Here is a 17712-nt window from a genome sequence, read left to right on the forward strand (position 1 = left end):
GAGGCTGGAAGCACACGCCGAGAGGTCTCGCGAGCGTCACTGGATGTTGGCGGAAGCTTTGCGAACCTGATCGACGACTGATTGCGGCAGGGGGATGTAGCCCAACGAATCGGCGATTTTCTGACCTTCAGTCAGGCTGTACTCGACCATTTCACGCATGGCTTTGGCCTTGGCCGGGCTTTCGTTCTGCTTGCGGAAGATCATCCAGGTGTAGGAAGTGATCGGGTAGGACTTGGCGCCATCCGGATCAGGCAGCCAGGCTACCAGGCTTTCAGGCATCTTCACCGCAGCCAGAGCCTCGGCACCGCTCTCGGCATTCGGCACAACGTAGTGACCGGCCTTGTTCTGCAATTGGGCAAAGTCGACCTTGGCCAGCTTGGCGAAGCCGTACTCGATGTAGCCAATGGCGCCTGGGGTCTGGCGTACGGTAGCGGTCACGCCATCGTTTTTAGGCGATTTGATGAATTTGTCACTGGCTGGCCAGTTGACGGTGTTGCCTTCACCCAGCTCCTGCTTGAACGCCGGGTTGATTGCCGCCAAGTGCTTGGTGAATACCGCGGTGGTACCGCTGGAGTCTGCACGCACGACAACGGTGATTGGTGTAGCAGGCAGTTTCAGCTCCGGGTTGGCCGCGACGATCTGCGGGTCGTTCCATTGGGTGATCTTGCCCAGGAAAATGTTGGAGTAAACATCGCGCGGCAATTTCAGCCCTTTAGGACTGCCTGGCAGGTTATAGGCCAGGACGATTTCACCCGCAGTCATCGGCAGCAATTGCGCGCCTTCGGCAACCTTGGCGATGTCCTCGTCTTTCATCGCCGAGTCGCTGGCGGCGAAATCAACGGTTTTGTTCAGAAAGTCCTGCACACCTGCACCGCTGCCCTTGGATTGATAATCCACGGTGACGCCAGCGGTTTTCTTGCTGAAATCCTTGAACCAAGTGAGGTAAATCGGAGCCGGAAAACTGGCGCCGGAACCTGTCAGGCGAACGCTTTCTGCAGCGAAAGACACTGAGGTTGCACAAAGAGAAACCGTAATGGCGAGCGCAGCAGACTTCATCAAATTTTTCATCGAAGGAACTCCTTGTGATAGCGGGCTCCGGAACTCTGCAACAATCTTGTTACGCTTTTATGAAAATCGGATGGCACAAGATCCCGCTGACTGACTTGTCTGCCAGCTCGATATCGCCTTGCACCCGTAGCGCCCTTGATACGAGCCTGCTTTGAAGCAAAAGTTTTTGTAATTACTTCGTAACAAAGTACGACTAACACTGACTCAGGCCCTTCCCGACGCGAGTTGCTCCCATGCTATCAACCGAAGACACCCTGATACAGCGCATCCACCGTGAGCTGCTTGATCACAGTGACGAAGAGCTGGAACTGGAATTATCCGAAGACGGCACTGACCTGAATGCTCTGTTCGATGAGCAGGTAGAGGAAGGAAGTGAGAAGGAAGCTCGAAGAGTTTATTTCAGCAAGCTATTCCGCCTGCAAGGCGAATTGGTGAAGCTGCAAAGCTGGGTGGTAAAGACAGGCCACAAAGTAGTCATTCTGTTCGAAGGTCGTGATGCTGCGGGCAAAGGTGGTGTCATCAAACGCATTACCCAACGGCTCAATCCTCGCGTGTGTCGGGTTGCCGCTTTGCCTGCACCCAATGACCGCGAACGTACTCAGTGGTATTTCCAGCGCTACGTCTCACACCTGCCAGCAGCGGGTGAGATCGTGCTCTTCGACCGTAGTTGGTACAATCGCGCAGGCGTCGAACAGGTGATGGGTTTTTGCAACGCCGATCAGTACGAAGAGTTCTTCCGCACCGTGCCAGAGTTCGAAAGAATGCTTGCACGCTCCGGCATTCAGCTAATCAAATATTGGTTCTCCATTTCCGACCAGGAACAGCACCTGCGCTTTCTCAGTCGCATTCACGACCCGCTCAAGCAGTGGAAACTCAGCCCCATGGATCTGGAGTCCCGTCGGCGCTGGGAAGCCTATACCAAGGCCAAGGAAGTGATGCTGGAACGCACCCACATCGCCGAAGCGCCATGGTGGGTGGTGCAAGCCGATGATAAGAAGAAAGCAAGACTTAACTGCATCCACCACCTGCTCGGGCAGATGCCCTATGAAGAAGTAGAGTTACCGGTGATCGAACTACCGCAACGCGTAAGACAGGAGGATTACTCCCGCAGTCCGACGCCACCGGAACTCATCGTTCCTCAAGTCTATTAAAGAGAGGCTGGAGCGGGGCGCCCTTCGATTGGAGAGCAGCATTCGAAGCCGGATAGCCTAAACGACCGCCTCGCAAGCCTTCTAATTGCGGTGAAATCGGGGCACAGTGCCCCGGCATTTATAAGTCAGAAGCGAACGTGGCGTCCCCCTGTAACTGATGAGCGTCAGCGGTCTTCTGGCGACCCACCTTGAACCATGCGGCGTACAACGCCGGGACGAAGAAAATCGTCAGCACCGTTGCCACCGTAAGGCCGCCCATGATCGCAATTGCCATAGGCCCCCAGAACACGCTGCGCGTCAGCGGGATCATTGCAAGTACGGTGGCCAGCGCCGTCAGCATCACCGGACGGGCCCGGTGAATGGCGGCATCCAGCACAGCATTCCACGGGTCTCGCCCTTCGGCGATCTCGATTTGTACTTGATCGATCAGGATCACCGCGTTCCGCATGATCATGCCACCCAGTGCGATGATGCCCAGGATCGCAACGAAGCCCAGCGGCGACTGGAACACCAGCAGCGCCGGCACCACGCCGATCAGGCCCAGCGGTGCGGTCAGCATCACCATCCACATGCGGGAGAAGTTCTGCAGTTGCAGCATGAGTAACAGCAGGATGGTGATTAACATCAACGGAGCCACCGCGAGTAACGCCTTGTTGGCCTTGTCACTTTCCTCAACTGCTCCTCCCACATCGATGCGGTAACCGGTCGGCAGCTTGACTTCGATGTCCTTAAGCAACGGCTGGATTTCCTGCGTCACCGATACACCCTGCTCTCCATCCTTCACGTCGGCACGCACAGTGATCGCCATGTCTCGGTTGCGGCGCCACAGTACCGGCTCTTCCAGTTCTGAGCGCACCTGTGCGACCTGCGACAGCGGCACCACAGTTCCCTGGCGTGTGTAAAGGTTAATGTTTTTCAGTGTGTCGAGATTCAAGCGTTCCTCTGGCACGGCACGGGCCACGATGTCGATCAGGTCCTCGCGCTCCCGCAGTTGCGACAGGGTTGCGCCGTTCATCACGGTCTGGGTCGCCAGCGACACGTCGGCCGGCGTGAGGCCAAGCGCGCTCGCCTTGTCCTGATCAAGCTCCACTTTCAGCGTACGCACAGGGTCGTTCCAGTCGAGCTGGAGGTCGCGCACCTTCGGGTTGGACGCAACTACCTTCTCCACGTCGCGGGCGATCTTACGCACCACCTGGGTATCGGGGCCTACGACGCGGAACTGCACCGGGTAGCCGACAGGTGGTCCCAACTCGAGCCGGGTCACGCGCACCCACGCCTGTGGGAATTGTTGGTCAGCCGAGGCCACCAGCCGCGCACGTACCCGCTCGCGTGCATCCAGGTCCTTAGTCATCACAACAAACTGGGCAAATCCAGGATTGGGTAGCTCGGGGTTGAGCGAGAGATAGAAGCGCGGCGCGCCGGCGCCGGTGTAGGCGGTATAGAAACGCACGTCTTCGTCCTTCGCCAGGATCTCCTCCATGTGCTTGACCTGCTCGGTCGTCGCGGCGAACGAGGAGCCTTCCTTGACGCGCAGGTCTATGACCAGTTCAGGGCGCGAACTGTTGGGGAAGAATTGCTGCGGCACGAGCTTGATACAGGCCAGAGCAAGTACCAGAGCGGAAACCGTCGCACCGATGACCACCCAGCGACGCTCGATGGCGGTGTCGATCAGGCGGCGCAGGCTGCGGTAAAACTTCGTGTCGTGCGGATCACCGTGCTGGTGGGTGCCCAAGTCGTTGGGCAGCATCTTGACCGCCAGGTACGGTGTGAAGATGCCGGAACAGATCCACGAGAACAGCACCGCGGCGCCAACGATCCAGAAAATGCCACCCGCGTACTCGCCGGTGGTGGATTTTGAGAGGCCGATCGGCAGGAAGCCCACGACCGTGATGAGTGCGCCGGTCAGGCGCGGCATCGCGGTGGACTGATAGGAGAAGGCGGCCGCTTTTACGCGGTCCATGCCGGTTTCCATCTTCGCCACCATCATCTCGATGGCGATGATGGCGTCATCCACCAAAAGTCCCAACGCGATAATCAGCGAGCCGAGCGAAATACGCTCGAGGTTCCAACCCATCGCCAACATCACCAGCGCTACGCCGCCTAGCACCAGCGGCACCGTGGCCGCGACCACGAGGCCGGCGCGCCAGCCCAGGCTGGCCAGGCTCACCGCGATCACGATGATCAGCGCCTCGGCCAGCGCGCGCCCGAAATCCAGGATTGCATCCCTCACCGTGGTGGGCTGGTCGGCCACGAGTTCCAGTTCCACGCCATGCGGGAGCTCCGACTGGATCCCGGCGACGGCTGTGTCCATCGCCTTGCCAAGGTCCACGATGTTGCCGTCGCTGGTCATCGTGATGCCGAGCATCAGCACGGGCTGGCCGTTGTGACGGACCGTGTAGGTGGGCGGATCTTCGAAGCCACGTGTAACGGTCGCAATGTCGCCGAGCTTGATCTGCCGCCCGCCCGCAGAGATGGGCACGTTGCGAATCGCCGCTTCGCTGGCGAACTGGCCGCTCACGCGCACCATCACGCGGTCGCCGCGGGTATCGATCTGACCGGCGGGCACCATGGCGTTCTGGCTCTTGAGGCTTTCGGCAATGGCCAGCGGTGTGATGCCCAGCGCAGCCAGGCGCTCATGCGAGAACTCGACGTAGACACGCTCGGCCTGTTTGCCGATGACATCGATCTTCTTGACCATCGGCACCTTCAGCATCTGGCGCTTGATGTCCTCGGCCGCGTCCGACAGGTCAGCTTGGCCGACGCCATCGCTCTTGACTGCGTACATCAGACCATACACGTCGCCGTACTCGTCGTTCAGGATCGGGCCGATCACGCCGTCAGGCATCTCGAGGCTCAGGTCGTTGAGTTTCTTGCGCGCCTGGTACCAGGCTTCTCGCTGGTCAGCCTTGGAAGTGCCGCCGCGCACGGTGAGCGTCATACCTGCGTAGCCTTGGCGCGCGTAGGTGACAACCTTCTCGAAGTTGTCGATCTGCTCGAATTTCTTCTCCATACGGTTGAGGACCTGGTCCTGCAACTGCTGGGCAGTGGCGCCTGGCCAGATGACCATGGCGGTCATGGACGGAACAGAAAAGTTCGGATCCTCGAGTTGGCCGAGCTTGGTGAAGCTGAAGGCGCCGGCTGCTGCGACAATGAGGAGCATGAAGAGGACGATGGCGCGATGGCGCAGCGCCCAGTCGGTGAGGTTGAAGTTGTTCATCGGGTGGCCTGCTGCGTGGTACTCGCGTCAACGATCGCCGTGCCGGGGAGGGCGACCGTCAGTCCGGACGTCATCTTCTGGACGCCGGCGGTGACGACCAATACGCCAGCCTGCGGCCCGGAGACGAGCACCTCGTCGTTGCGATAGCCCCAAACGGCCACACGCTCCAGTTCGACGATGCCTGCCGGATCCTTGCCCGTGGGCGTGACCACCCATAGCGCCGGCTGACCGCCGCTCTGCGTCAATGCCGTGGCTGGCACTGCCGCCACAGTGACACTTGTCATGACTCGCTCGGCCGTCACGGTGGCGGTGGCACCCAGCGGCAGCGCCTGCAACGGCTTGAGCCGCGCGCGATAGGTGCGCGTCTGTGCTGCAGCCTGTGGCGACAGCTCACGCAACGTGACATCGAAGATCTCGTTCGGCGCACTGGCCAGCGAGGCCTTGAAACGCGCGTCCTTGAAGACGGCCAGTTGATCCTCGGGCACGTCGATGACGATCTCGGATTCGCCCGGATTCGCGATCAAGACAACCGGTTGCCCTTCCGGTACGACCTGTCCGGCCTCAAAGCGGACAGCCGTGACGACGCCGCTGCGCGAGGCGCGCAGCACGGTGTACTTGAGCCGGTTGCGCGCGAGTTCGAGCTTTCGCGCCTCGGCCTCGGCGGTCGCATGCGCGGTTTGGGCATTGGTCTGCGCGCGCTCGGCGTCGGCCGCACTGACCGAGCCGTCAGCCTTCAGCGCGGTCAGGCGCTGGCGGTCCGAGTCGGCTTGGCGCGTCTGCTCGACGGCAACCGACCACTGTTGTCGCGATGCTTCCTCAGCGAGGCGGTAGTCACTGTCATCCAGCACAGCCAAGATGTCGCCTTCACGCACAAACTGGCCTACATCGACCTTGCGCTGGGCTACCTTGCCGCCCACGCGGAAGGCCTGGTCGACTTCATGTCGCGACTGTACGGTGCCCACATAGCGACTGATGTCGCGGGCATTGTCGTAGCTGATTGCAGCGGTGCGCACCGGTCGTGGCGCCTGCACGGTGGGCTGGTCGGGGCTACACGCGGACAGCATGACGGCGACGGCCAAGGCGCCGGCCGCAGTAAGGGAATTCTTCAAGACGGTTCCTCTTTGGAAAACGACAGATACTTAGGAAAGTGGTGGCCGGTCGGCTTTGGCGGATGCGGTTGAGTTGGCGGGTTGTTCGAACACCTGCCAGCCCCCGCCCAGTGCCTTGTAGAGCTGCACGCTGTCGAGCAGCAGGCGGGTGTTGCTTTCGTTGGAATTCAGGCGTGCCGCCAGGCGCGCCCGTTGCGAATCCAGCAGTGGCAACAGGTCGATTTGCCCGCGGTTATAGAGCGACTGGGCGCGGTTCTGCGCAGCCTCCGCGGACGCGGCGGCCAATTGAAGCGACCCGGAGCGGCGGCGTTCCTGCGCAAGCGTGACAAGGGCGTTTTCCACATCCTCGAGCGCCCGTACGATGCCGTCCTCGGCGCGTAGCAGCGCCTCTTGTTGAGCGCTTTCGGCAGCATCATTGATTGCTTGCGTGCGCCCGGCGTTAAAGAGCGGCATCGCCAGCAGGCCCGCCACGTTGGTGAAGCGCGCAACGCCGAGATCGGCGCCGTTCAGGCTCAAGCCCTGGCGGCCGAAGGAGGCATCGAGGAACAGCCGCGGAAACCACTCGGCCGCGGCCTGCTTGCGGCGCGCATTGGCTGCATCGAGCTGCGCCATCATCGCCAGCACGTCAGGTCGGCGTTGCAGCAGCTCGGCGGGCTGGCCCGGCTTGGCCTCGGGCACCACTGTCACATCGCTAATCGAAGTCTGGATGTTCGCGGTATTGAAGGACTGGTCGGCAATCAGCACCGCGATACGATGGCGCGACACAGCCACCTGCGTTTCCAGCGGCGGAATCTGCGCCCGCGCCGACAAGGCGTCGGTCTGCGCACGTTCGACGTCGAAGGCGGATGCCAGCCCCACCTGCTGGCGAGCGGAAACCAGACGCAGTGTCTCGTCCTGCATCGCTGAGATGGCGCGCAGCGTCGCGACCTGGCGTTGCGCGCCGACCAGTGTGAAGTAGTTGCTGACGACGTCGCTCATCACCAGCAGGCGTACGCCGCGCATGCTGTGCTCCGCGGCCAGCGCATCGGCGTCGGCCGCCGCTGCGCCGGCGCGCAGGCGGCCGCTCAGGTCGAGCTCCCACGAGACGTCCAGGCCCGCACTGGTGGTCTTGGTATCCGGATAACCCTGTTTCGTGGCCGAGCTGTAGCCGCTGCTGCGATCACTGCCGGAGGCGGATGCGCCGACACTCGGGAACAGCCATGAACGGCTGACCGTTTCGCCGGCACGCGCGGCGCGCAGGCGCTCGGCGGCAATCTTGACGTCGCGATTCTCGCGCGCTGCCCGGCGCACCAGATCCGTCAGCACGGGGTCGTGGTAGACCTCCCACCATGCCGCCTCGGGTTCCATTTCGGAGGCCGTGCTCGTGGAGAAGTTGCTCGGCAGTTCTACCGACGGCGTGAGCACCTCCGTGGAGCAACCGTTCAAGACCAGGGCAACAGACGCGGCGAGCGCTGCCCCCATGACGACGCTGACCACGCGTTCGGCATATTGCAGGGGCGTCTGCCCGTTGCGGGTCAACAGATGGGAAGTTGGAAGTCGCGACATCGGATTGGACTCGTGAAGATTCGAGGTGGCATCAGCGTAGGGCTCGGTGTGCGCGAAGTCGTCAGCGAAGGGTCGCCGTTCGGTCGCCATATCGAGCGCTCGTTCGTGGTGGAGGCGTCACTCGTCGCCGGCATCGGCCATGTGCTCGCCGGCTGCCAGCGCGAGGTCCGAGGCAATCGACTCCAGCAGTTCTTCGGCGGAGGAAAACTCGCGTTGTCGTCCGGTGACCAGGTTTTCGAGGCGGCCCACCAGGGCCCCCGGCGCGGCGTCGCTACGCAGCTTCACTACGTACGAGCGGCGGCTCGGGTATTTGGATTCAGGGTTCAGGATCATCGCGGACCAGGGGGCAAGAAAGTTCGACGACAGCGTAAGCGTCCCCCTGGGGCGAGTCGTAAGCGAAAGGTCAGACTTCGGTCGGGACAGTAATCCTTACCGCAGAGAAATCGCGCCGCTTCACGCCGGCTTGGCAGCGTGAATCAGCGAGCGCGCACGTTTCGCCAGCTCGGTTCCGTCAGTTTCCGGCGACTGGTCAACCAGCGTGGCCAATGCCTGTTGGTCCTCGGCCGTAGCGTCAGGGTGCTCGCACAGTTCGACCAGCGCTTGCAGCTCCAGCCACGATGCTTCCTGGGCGCGAGCCTCTTCAACCGCGCGCCGCACCGCAGCGATGCCGGCGTCGGGCTGACCCTGTGCTCGCGAGATCGCTGCCTCCAGCAGCAATAGCTGCGGCAGGTAGACGCGCTCGCCCAGTTCCGCGCCCACCCGAAATGCTTCCTGCAGCTCGACTTGCGCTGCGTTGCAATCACCTGCGAGCAGCAGCGCTTCGGTGGCGTAGCCGAGCACCTCGCTGGCACCGGAGCGCATTCCAAGCCCGGTGTGTTCTTCATAGGCCTCGCGGATGCGACGGTAGCCGTCGCGCGGTGCACCGTTGCGCGCGTCGGCCCAGCCACGCCACCAGCGACAAGCCGTTCGCCCCAGTGCGAGCGAATACTCATCGACCAACTTCTGCATGTCGTCAGCCAGCGCGGCTACACGCACGTGGTTTCCCATCCGCACCTCGATCAACACCTCCTGCCAGGCGGCGACCAGCCAGGTCATGGGTTGGCGCAACGCCTGCGCGCGTACCCGCGCCTGCTGCCTGTGGACTCGGGCTTGCTCAACCAGACCAGAACGCACGAGTTCTATAGCCAGCATGCCGTGCAGCATGACCTGAGGATCAGCCGCAAAAACCTCGTTCGTCCCGATGTCCAGCGGTTCGGCGATCGCGAGGGCGCGTTCCAGCCAGCGGCGAGTCGTTTTCGTGCGTCCCTGGAGGTGATGCACCTCGCCCTGGACGATGCACGCCGCCAGCATGAGCTCTTGATCATTTGCCTCGCAGGAGAGGGCTTCGGCACGCTCAGCCACTTCGAGCGCCAACGCATAGTCGCCGCGCAGACCAAGCAGATAGCCGAACCCGTGCAGCAGACGACCGCGCATGGGGTGTTCGGGGACATCCGCCAACAGCCTGTATGCACGTTCGAAGGCGCTTTTTGCTTCGCTGCCGACACCGAACATGTGGAAAGCCGAAACTCCTTGCAGCGTGGCCAGGGTGATTTCGAGCGCATTGCGCTCCGTCCCTTCGGGAGCCTGCATCAACAGGACCAAGGCACGCTCAGTGAGGCCGATGCACAAGTCCGGGCTGAAGTGCAGTAGTGCGGCTTCCGCGGCCTCGGCGTAATAACGCAGCGCAATCATCGGCTGCCGAGCCCGGTCGAAGTGCATTGCCAGCTCCGAGGCAGCAACCGGCACGCCGGTCGTGCGCTCGCGTTCGAGGGCAGCGCCGACCTGGCGATGGAGTTGGGTGCGCAATGAGCGCGGCGTGCGGTCGTACAGCACTTGGCGGAAGAGAGTATGTCGGAAGGAGTGGGGTGGCTCTAGCGTCTCCTCAACTTCTGTGGCCCGCGATCGTATGAGCCATACCTGCTCGCGTATCAGGTCTTCACAGGCGTGGGCCACCGAAGCGAGGTCTCGCTCGAGGGCCAGTGAAACCGTCTCGATTCGGAATTCAACTCCGCATACCGCTGCGGCCGAGAGGAGGGTACGTTGCTCCGGACCCAGCCTGGCGATGTAGTGATCAATGATGGCTGCGAGGTTTTCGGGAACCGCCAGATCCGCAAGCCTTGCTTCGATGGTGGCTTTGTCGTCCTTTGGGTCCATCACTTCACTGGTGATTGACGACACGAACAACGGCACACCGTCAGTGCGCTCGTGCAGGGCGCGCACGAAGGTTTCATCGCGTGCCAGCGAGGTCGAACGCAACGCAATATAGGCAGCGACCTCGGTTTCCGAGAACGGGTCGAGCACCACTTCCTCGCACAGACGTTGCAGGCGCAGTTCGTGGCGCAAGGAGCTGAGGGGATGATCGAGCGCAACCACCTCGGCGAGGCGGAAGCTCGACAGCCACATCAGCCGCGTACGGCCACGTCGCCGTGCCACATAGTTGATGAGCTGGACCGTCGCCCGATCGCTCCAGTGCAGGTCTTCGGTCACCAGCATCAGCGGGCGCTGCTCCGTGTAGCGGTCCAGCAATTCGCCCATTTCCCGGAGCATGCGGTCCGGGCCGACACCGGCAAGCTCGCGCCTCAATGCGTCTTTCTCCTGCGTGGTACTCAGCCACGGGAGTTGCAGCAGCCAGGTCGGTGCCACGGCGCGCATCAGCGCCGGCAGGGTGGGGTCGGTGCGGCACAGATCGGCTAACGCCTCCAGCACCGGCAGATATGGCTCGCCGGCGCCGTAGTGCTCCACGCAATGGCCGCGTGCGCAGGCGATATCGCCAAGGTTTGCGAGGAAATGTTCGATCACCGTCGTCTTGCCAATTCCCGGCTCGCCGGCGAGCCAGACCACGGCGCGCTGGCCGCCATTGGCCCGCTCCCAGGCCCTTTGCAGCCTCGCGACCTCGTCCGTGCGACCGATGAATGACGGTGACGAAGGTGTGCCGGTCGCTGTAACCGTCGCGGATGCAGGCGGCATCGAAAGTGTGGAGGAGGGTGGGGCGATGAAGCGATAGCCGCGCCGCGACACCGTCTCGATGAAACGAGGATGCCTGGGGTCGTCGCCCAGCACCTTGCGCAGATCGCTGATGGCCGTTTTCAGTACTGAATCGCTGACGAACCGATGCCCCCACACGGCATCAAGCAAGGCATCCTTGGTCACCAGCGACCCTGGCTGGCGTGCCAGCACGCATAACAACGTGAAAGGCGTTGGTGCCACTGCAACGGGTTCCCCATTACGCAACAAGCAGGCGTTGGACTCGTCGAGCTCGAATTCGAAGAAGCAGAGCAAGACTGGATCTGGGTGGGGCTGCGGACGTGCCACGGTTGATTCCTAAAGACTAAAACAGGGTTGTGCGCCGCGAAGCTTCACAGGGGGTTCGATGCTGAAAACCGGTGTGCCCGACTTCCCTGTCGACCAGCCATTTGAATCAACGGCTCTCCAGCCTCGGCAGTCTTGAGCCATTGCTCCAATGACAACGCTGATCGGCGCTGAAGCCAAGCGTCGCCGGTCGGAAACTGGCACACGCGCAAACTCGGTTCACGCCGCGCACTTCGGCTCGGCCCTTGGCTCATCGCGGGTTGAGCATGATCCCAAAAAATTAATGACAAAAACATCAATAATGAAATATCGCTCAATATTGAATACCTTGATCTTGCCTGACGATGAGACCTCGCGTCTCACGACTTCAATCACAACAAGGGCCCGAGATGAACAACAACAAGAAAGTTTGCGAATTGCCTCCCGCCGCCGTCATCGGCAGCACCAGGGTTTCACCGCGGCGTAAGCCAAGATGCAACATGAGTAGGCACAATACGTAATTACGCTAGCGTAACATGCTGTTTCTAAAGGGATTACGAGCCGAGTACGGATCAATGATCTGGTAAAACTCATCCAGCACTGGGCTCGGCAATTTGTTAATCCGTCAACTGACGTTCAGTGTCGTAACTGTTGGCAGAAATTCGGGACTTAATAACTTCAGCAATACCGGACATGGGGATCTCTGTGCAGGGAAGGGGATGTGCGCAGTCTCGGTTGTTATCGTCGAGCCTGCGCCTCGTTGAACTCAGCGGCTGAAACCGTCGAAAGGGGTCATGTACACCGCCCCGAACGGGTCAAGGCGTTTGCGGATTTCTGCATCCGGAGTGCCGTAGACCACCAAACTGGTAACGGTGCACAGCTCGAGGAAACGCTTGCCGAATGGTGCGAAGGTGGTGTCTACGTGACTGACTACGGCATCGGCGTTATAGCGTTCAAGGATGTGAACGGTGCTGTTGTCGTCGTTGACGCTGTATTCGTAAATCAGTGTGCCCGGCTCGTTGCGGGTAGCTGTCACGATGGTCGCGATCAGTGTCTTGAACTCTGGAAACTCTTCGGGCTTTACCGCGAGGGAGAACAGGCAGGAGATATGTGGGTGCATGAATAGCTCTTCCGTCAGAGGCTTGATCAAAAGCCAGTTGAGGATGCATCGCTGGCCAAGCCGATGCCATACAGTGCTGAAGGCGGTCAGGGTTTCTCGGGCGCGTCGCCAAACAGTTTGCCTGCACCCGCCCAATCCGAAGCCGCTACGTCTTCAAAAATGACATAGATGTAGTTGGCATCAGTACCGGTATGTTTAACGATGCTTTCAGTGATATCTGCGGCCACAGCGGCTTTTTGTGCGTGTTCTTTACCTTCGAACCAGCTCACACGTACGACGGGCATGATGGTGTCCTTTTGGGGCATTGACCTGGAGAGAGGTGCGTGATGTGCACCGTTGTCTTTCTGGAACCCATCCTACTGTTGAGTGTGCTGGCGATAAACGGCCTCAAGCTATAATCTGGGTAGACTAAAACTCTACAATCGGCGAGCAGGCATGGTTCCTATCGATTCGTTTCAGGGCGTCATCACGTTCGTCGTGGCCGCGCGCTCGACTAGCTTCACTCAGGCTGCCGAGCACCTGGGGCTGTCAAAATCCGCCGTGGGCAAAGCCATTGCGCGTCTGGAAGAGCGCTTGGGTACACAGCTCTTTCATCGCACTACTCGCCGGATTTCCCTGACCGCGGATGGTGAGGCTTATTTCGTGGCGTGCTCTGCCGCCCTTGAGGAAATTGGTGCTGCAGAGAGCGGATTGGGGCCCGGCGCTGGTGAGCCCTCCGGACGCCTGCGAGTAGACATTCCTGTGGCATTCGGACGACGGGTCGTAGCCCCGTTGCTGTTTGAGATCGCCAACAAATACCCGGCTCTGCAACTTAATCTGACGTTTTCTGACCACCTGGTTGATCCCTTCGAGGAGGGCATCGATTTGCTTGTCCGCTTCGGAGAACTGCAAGACACCAGCGGTCTGGTGGCGCGGCGGCTGACCCGACAACGCTGGGCGATTTGTGCCGCCCCCGACTATCTGAAGCGCTTTGGCGTTCCGCAGTCCCTGGAAGACTTGAGTCATCACCGTTGCATTGTCGGGCATAGACGCGGCCAGCCGCTGTCGTGGCGAGTCATGCAGGCGGGGCAGACCGTACGATACGCGCCACCCACGACTCATCAAATTGGCGACGGGGAGGCCATGATTCTCGCCGCAGTCGCCGGCACCGGTTTGTGCCAGATGCCACGCAGCCTGTTCCAAGACGATATCCAAGCGGGCAGGCTAGTGGAGGTTCTGCAAGCTTATGAACCGGAAGCTGTCGATGTGCATGCCGTGTGGCCGAAGGTGTCTCATCTGCGGCCGAAGGTCAGGTATGTGGTCGATGAGCTGGTCAAGCTTTGTGAGCATTGGCAGTGATGCAATCAACACCAGTAGATGTTCCTCGCAGCCCGTGTGAAGTGTTCGTGAAGGCCGGCGCGTTTGATCCGTGGTTGACTGGACGTCAGGAGTTCGGTTCAAAACAGAACAACGACGCTCCTGCAGTAGCATCTTCGACTCCATATCAGTTATAACTAAACTAAACAGGTATTTAGATTAATTATAACTGATAGTTATCAATGGGCAGAGTAGCTCACTAGATGATCTAGGGGTAGCTCATCCTTGTTCGTTATCTTCCAAACATGTGCGGTATCTTTCAAGCACACGTGTAATCGGTAACAAGCCCCGTAAATCAAGGGCTCTAGCCATCTGCGGCGGCCATTCAAAGGAGTATGCAATGGGTCATTTTCCAAGCTGGATGCTTCAAAGCGCTCATAACTACCTGAAATCGGCTGAGATTCTGGATGCGCAGAACCTACCGCACGTTGCCCAGGTCAATGCGGCGATTGGCATGGAAATCCTGCTCAAGGCTTTATTTCCGTGCCTGACCAACATCAAGGTACATCCGGCGAGACCTACAAACTCGACTCTGTAGCGTTGGCCGTGGCTCACCAACATCTGAAAAGCGTCGACAAAACCAGCCGTAAAACGCCTGATAAGCACGATCTGTTGACGTTGTTCCATGCGATGCCCGAAGCGATTCGTAGCAGCTTGGCCCTGGACAGCCAGGAAGATTCCTTCGAGAGATACCGCGACGTGTTCACCAACAGCCGGTATCCCTATGAGTCGAGCAGTTGGAAATGTTCCGATCCAGTGCTGATGAGGTTGCTGCGGTGGACGCTGGCTATCGTGGTTGGCTGTTACAAGGCGCAAGGTTCTCAGGATCCGTTTGTGGCCCTCCTTTAAAAGTGGTTAAACGCTCAAGCCCTTAGGATCCGTGGCTTCTAGCGATTCTGACTTTTAAAAATGGCCGAAAGCTTAGATGCATTAGTGGATTTGATCATTTTAAAAGGAGTGCAGTCTTAGGCCGTAAATGCAGGGGAGGCTGAAATAACCTCTGTATCCTGGTTTTGGTAATGGGCTCCAACCTGTTGATTTATAGCAGCTTTTTTTAAAGGTTTGAGCCCGCGAGGCCTTGAGAAATATGCCAGTTCTAAAAGTCCAGAAAGATCGCTTCCTGTTCCCCTTGTAAAGCTGTTGCTCAAGGAGCGTTTACTAACACGGGGTATCAGGGAGGACTCCAATCGGCAGTGAATACTCTCATCTACAGTCTTGTGCACGGAAACGAAGTTGGATACATGCCACGCTAACGATGGTCAGAGCGGTGTAAAGCCTTCTGCAAGCCCCATAGGGTGTTGGAGAGCACATTACGTCGACGTTTAACCTCCGCTGGCTACGAAGGGGCTAAATAACCACTTGCTATGCCATTGAATGTGGAGTGCGGCTCGCAGGCTAAGATATAGTCGCCCCGATAGACTGACCTGGCTCGCTGCCAATATGAGTAAAACAGCTTTTTTGACTCGATAATTAGCCTTTTTTTCCGTCGGATGCGGCGTCTCAGACCCCCGTTTACATAGTCGTGTCATTATCTTGGCGGTTATTCCAAGTCGAGAAGCTCTTTCAAAGCTGTTAATGGACTCGGGGTTGGCTCATGAAATACCCCCTCCAGCGTGAATCCGGTTCATACATCAAGAGCTTGGACTTAAATTTTATTCATTTTATTTGTATATATTGAATAATTGACACTTCAGGCGGCGAGCGGAAAATTATATAAAATAATAATCCATGAGTCGTGAATTCGGGGTTCACAGGTGCTTGGCTCGGTTATTGCTGAGTGCGGGCGTGTCAATTGATTAAATATGTTTAAATTTGGCGTCAATTAACACAATATTAGTTCAAGTACTTCGTCAATATATGCAATTTAGTTCAGTGCCTAAAGCAAAATTAGTTGATGCGTAACGCCAATTTAATGACCGTTGACAAGCTCGGTAGTCATGGAGCTATGCTTGCGTACCTAGAATTTAAAACAGTCGGTGCCGAGTCCTTATGTTGCAACCCATCGTCGAAGGAAACATTGTTAGCTTTGAGGAAAAGGTATATCGAGTAATAGCTTGTGGCGCTGACGGTGCCATTACCCTAAAAAGCCTGGAAAGTGAGCATTCCTTTGATGTGCTCTTTACTCAGGTAAATCTGGTTGAGGTGGATAAAGAAAAACATGAGCTATACAATGATCGCCGTTTGATTTGGATGGAACAAACAGAAGTCAATCCCAAAGAGTTGGCTATTGCTTCGGATCGAGCAAAAAACATTAACGACTTCTTCCAGGGGAAAGTTTCGCGGACAGAGCTTGCCGAAAAACTCGGCTCATCAGAAACAACGACTCGACGTCTATTGAAAAGATATGACCCAGAACTTGGTGCTGTTTCTCTTGTTAGAAGTGTCAGAGGGCGTAAAAAAAATTCGCGATTGCTTTCTGATATTCAAGAGAGAATCATGGAGAAAGCAATTTCGAAACGCCTTAATGATAAGACTAAAAAGTTAGAAGCGTTTGCTTCTCTTTGGGAATATGTCGACTCTCAATGTCACTCCATGGGTATTAAAACCCCGAGTCTTAATGCTCTGAAGCGAAGGCTTGAATCGTTCGGGCAGAAAGCCGTTTACTCCCTTATGCACGGCAGAGAGCCGATGCTTCAAAAGTTTGATCTGAAACCAGGGATGATTCATGTAGACACCATACTTAATATGGTGCAAATCGACCACACACGGGTGGATGTAATTATCTGCGACGAGCATGGTCGACCACTCATGCGGCCTTGGCTGACGGTAGTTATCGAACTTAAGAGTCGCATTATTCTTGGTTACTATCTTGCACTCCATCCGCCTAGCTCACTCAGCGTTGCCATGGCGATGCTTTCTGCCTGTTTTCCTAAGCAAACCTTTCCAATCGCTCTCGGTGGTGGTCAAAATACTCGCCACAGGTACTGGGGAGTGCCTGGTGCAATTGGTATGGATAACGCCGCGGAATTTACTAGCCCAGAACTTGAAGCCACCCTGCAATATTACAAAATCGTCCCCATGCTGCGGCCTCTTGGGAAAAAGCATTACGGAGGGCACGTTGAGCGAATTATCGGTACGCTGATGGGGAAGGTGCATCTTCTGCCAGGTACTACCTACTCGAATGTACTGAAGAAAGCAGACTACGACTCTGCCAAGCATTCAGCTATGACCTTTTCAGCATTTTGTGAGTGGTTCGCAAATGAAGTGGCGATCTATCATGGGCGTGCTCATGAAGGGTTGAACAGACTTGCGCCGTTCGAGGTTTGGGATGCAGAGATGGCCAAGAAGGGGCCGGATTATGTACCCCCTATGCCGGGGAACTTTCAAACATTTGCTCTTGACTTCTTTCCAAGTGTGATGCGAACCGTGCAACCAAAGGGTGTCGAGTTTAGTAGGTCATTTTACTCTTCGGCAATACTCAGTAGGTTCGTTGGTTCAAGACTTTCGTTTAAGTACAATCCGTTGAACCTTTCAAAAATATGGTTGCGCCAAGATGGCCGGTATCATGAAATTCCTTATTCTGATCTGACGAAAACACCTGTCTCGTACAGCGAGTACTGGGCGTTTTCGCGACCTCGCGACCGTCGCCCGGGAACACTGGTGGACGAGGAGTTGCACCAAGTTCGCTTGGATAATCATGAGTTAGTGGAAAATTCTAAGGCTACGACCAAGCGTCTCCGGCAAAACGTAGCCAAGAAAGTTACGGCCGCGGAAACTATGTCTTTCCTTTCCTACGGCGGGGAAGGGAATTTGCTTCAGGTGAACACCAAAGAACCGAGCTCTGATCAAACTCGAAAAAAACTTAAGTGGGAAGACTGA

The 17712-nt window shown here is 57.9% G+C and carries 14 protein-coding genes; 6 read left to right on the forward strand and 8 right to left on the reverse strand.

Annotated features, from left to right (window positions below):
* Positions 1-36: 36 nt before the first annotated feature.
* Complete coding sequence (pstS, locus tag ACA055_RS14465; RefSeq protein ID WP_497684257.1) at positions 37-1068, reverse strand: phosphate ABC transporter substrate-binding protein PstS; 1032 nt, start codon at positions 1066-1068, stop codon at positions 37-39.
* A gap of 233 nt (positions 1069-1301) precedes the next feature.
* Between pstS and ppk2 the strand changes: the two genes are divergently transcribed.
* Entirely contained in the window at positions 1302-2219 is a 918-nt protein-coding gene (ppk2, locus tag ACA055_RS14470) for a polyphosphate kinase 2 (protein WP_497684258.1), read from the forward strand.
* Positions 2220-2337: 118 nt separating this feature from the next.
* Here ppk2 and ACA055_RS14475 read toward each other — a convergent pair whose 3' ends face one another.
* From ACA055_RS14475 to ACA055_RS14495, 5 genes are all read right to left on the reverse strand, one after another.
* The gene (locus tag ACA055_RS14475) at positions 2338-5436 is read right to left on the reverse strand and encodes an efflux RND transporter permease subunit (protein ID WP_497684259.1); all 3099 of its coding nucleotides are present in this window, start codon (positions 5434-5436) and stop codon (positions 2338-2340) included.
* Positions 5433-6545, reverse strand: coding sequence for an efflux RND transporter periplasmic adaptor subunit (locus ACA055_RS14480; protein WP_497684260.1), 1113 nt, complete (start codon positions 6543-6545; stop codon positions 5433-5435). Before ACA055_RS14480 ends, ACA055_RS14475 begins: the two co-directional genes overlap by 4 nt.
* Positions 6546-6575: 30 nt before the next feature.
* Positions 6576-8090, reverse strand: a complete 1515-nt coding sequence (locus tag ACA055_RS14485; protein WP_497684416.1) for a TolC family protein — start codon at positions 8088-8090, stop codon at positions 6576-6578.
* 117 nt (positions 8091-8207) lie between these two features.
* Complete coding sequence (locus tag ACA055_RS14490) at positions 8208-8423, reverse strand: hypothetical protein (protein ID WP_497655936.1); 216 nt, start codon at positions 8421-8423, stop codon at positions 8208-8210.
* Positions 8424-8543: 120 nt separating this feature from the next.
* Positions 8544-11441: an AAA family ATPase gene (locus ACA055_RS14495; RefSeq protein ID WP_497684261.1), complete on the reverse strand. Its 2898-nt coding sequence runs from the start codon at positions 11439-11441 to the stop codon at positions 8544-8546.
* 148 nt (positions 11442-11589) lie between these two features.
* Between ACA055_RS14495 and ACA055_RS14500 the strand changes: the two genes are divergently transcribed.
* Entirely contained in the window at positions 11590-11904 is a 315-nt protein-coding gene (locus ACA055_RS14500; RefSeq protein ID WP_497684262.1) for a hypothetical protein, read from the forward strand.
* A 279-nt stretch (positions 11905-12183) separates the two neighbouring features.
* On the opposite strand, the gene ACA055_RS14505 is transcribed toward ACA055_RS14500, so the two are convergent.
* Together ACA055_RS14505 and ACA055_RS14510 are read right to left on the reverse strand one after the other, a co-directional pair.
* Positions 12184-12537 (reverse strand): putative quinol monooxygenase, encoded by a 354-nt coding sequence (locus tag ACA055_RS14505; protein WP_497684263.1) that lies wholly within the window; start codon positions 12535-12537, stop codon positions 12184-12186.
* Positions 12538-12623: 86 nt separating this feature from the next.
* Complete coding sequence (locus ACA055_RS14510) at positions 12624-12821, reverse strand: tautomerase family protein (protein ID WP_020723503.1); 198 nt, start codon at positions 12819-12821, stop codon at positions 12624-12626.
* Between the two features lie 151 nt (positions 12822-12972).
* Between ACA055_RS14510 and ACA055_RS14515 the strand changes: the two genes are divergently transcribed.
* The 4 genes from ACA055_RS14515 (at position 12973) to ACA055_RS14530 (ending at position 17712) form a co-directional block, all read left to right on the forward strand.
* Positions 12973-13875 carry a LysR family transcriptional regulator gene (locus ACA055_RS14515; RefSeq protein WP_497684264.1) on the forward strand — a complete coding sequence of 301 codons (903 nt, stop codon included), beginning with the start codon at positions 12973-12975 and terminating at the stop codon, positions 13873-13875.
* Positions 13876-14233: 358 nt separating this feature from the next.
* Positions 14234-14431 carry a hypothetical protein gene (locus ACA055_RS14520; protein WP_497684265.1) on the forward strand — a complete coding sequence of 66 codons (198 nt, stop codon included), beginning with the start codon at positions 14234-14236 and terminating at the stop codon, positions 14429-14431.
* A complete protein-coding gene (locus ACA055_RS14525) occupies positions 14377-14742 on the forward strand; it encodes a hypothetical protein (RefSeq protein WP_497684266.1) in 366 nt (121 codons plus the stop codon). Before ACA055_RS14520 ends, ACA055_RS14525 begins: the two co-directional genes overlap by 55 nt.
* A gap of 1140 nt (positions 14743-15882) precedes the next feature.
* A complete protein-coding gene (locus ACA055_RS14530) occupies positions 15883-17712 on the forward strand; it encodes a transposase (RefSeq protein WP_497684267.1) in 1830 nt (609 codons plus the stop codon).

The sequence above is a fragment of the Pseudomonas sp. LBUM1657 genome (assembly GCF_059716075.1).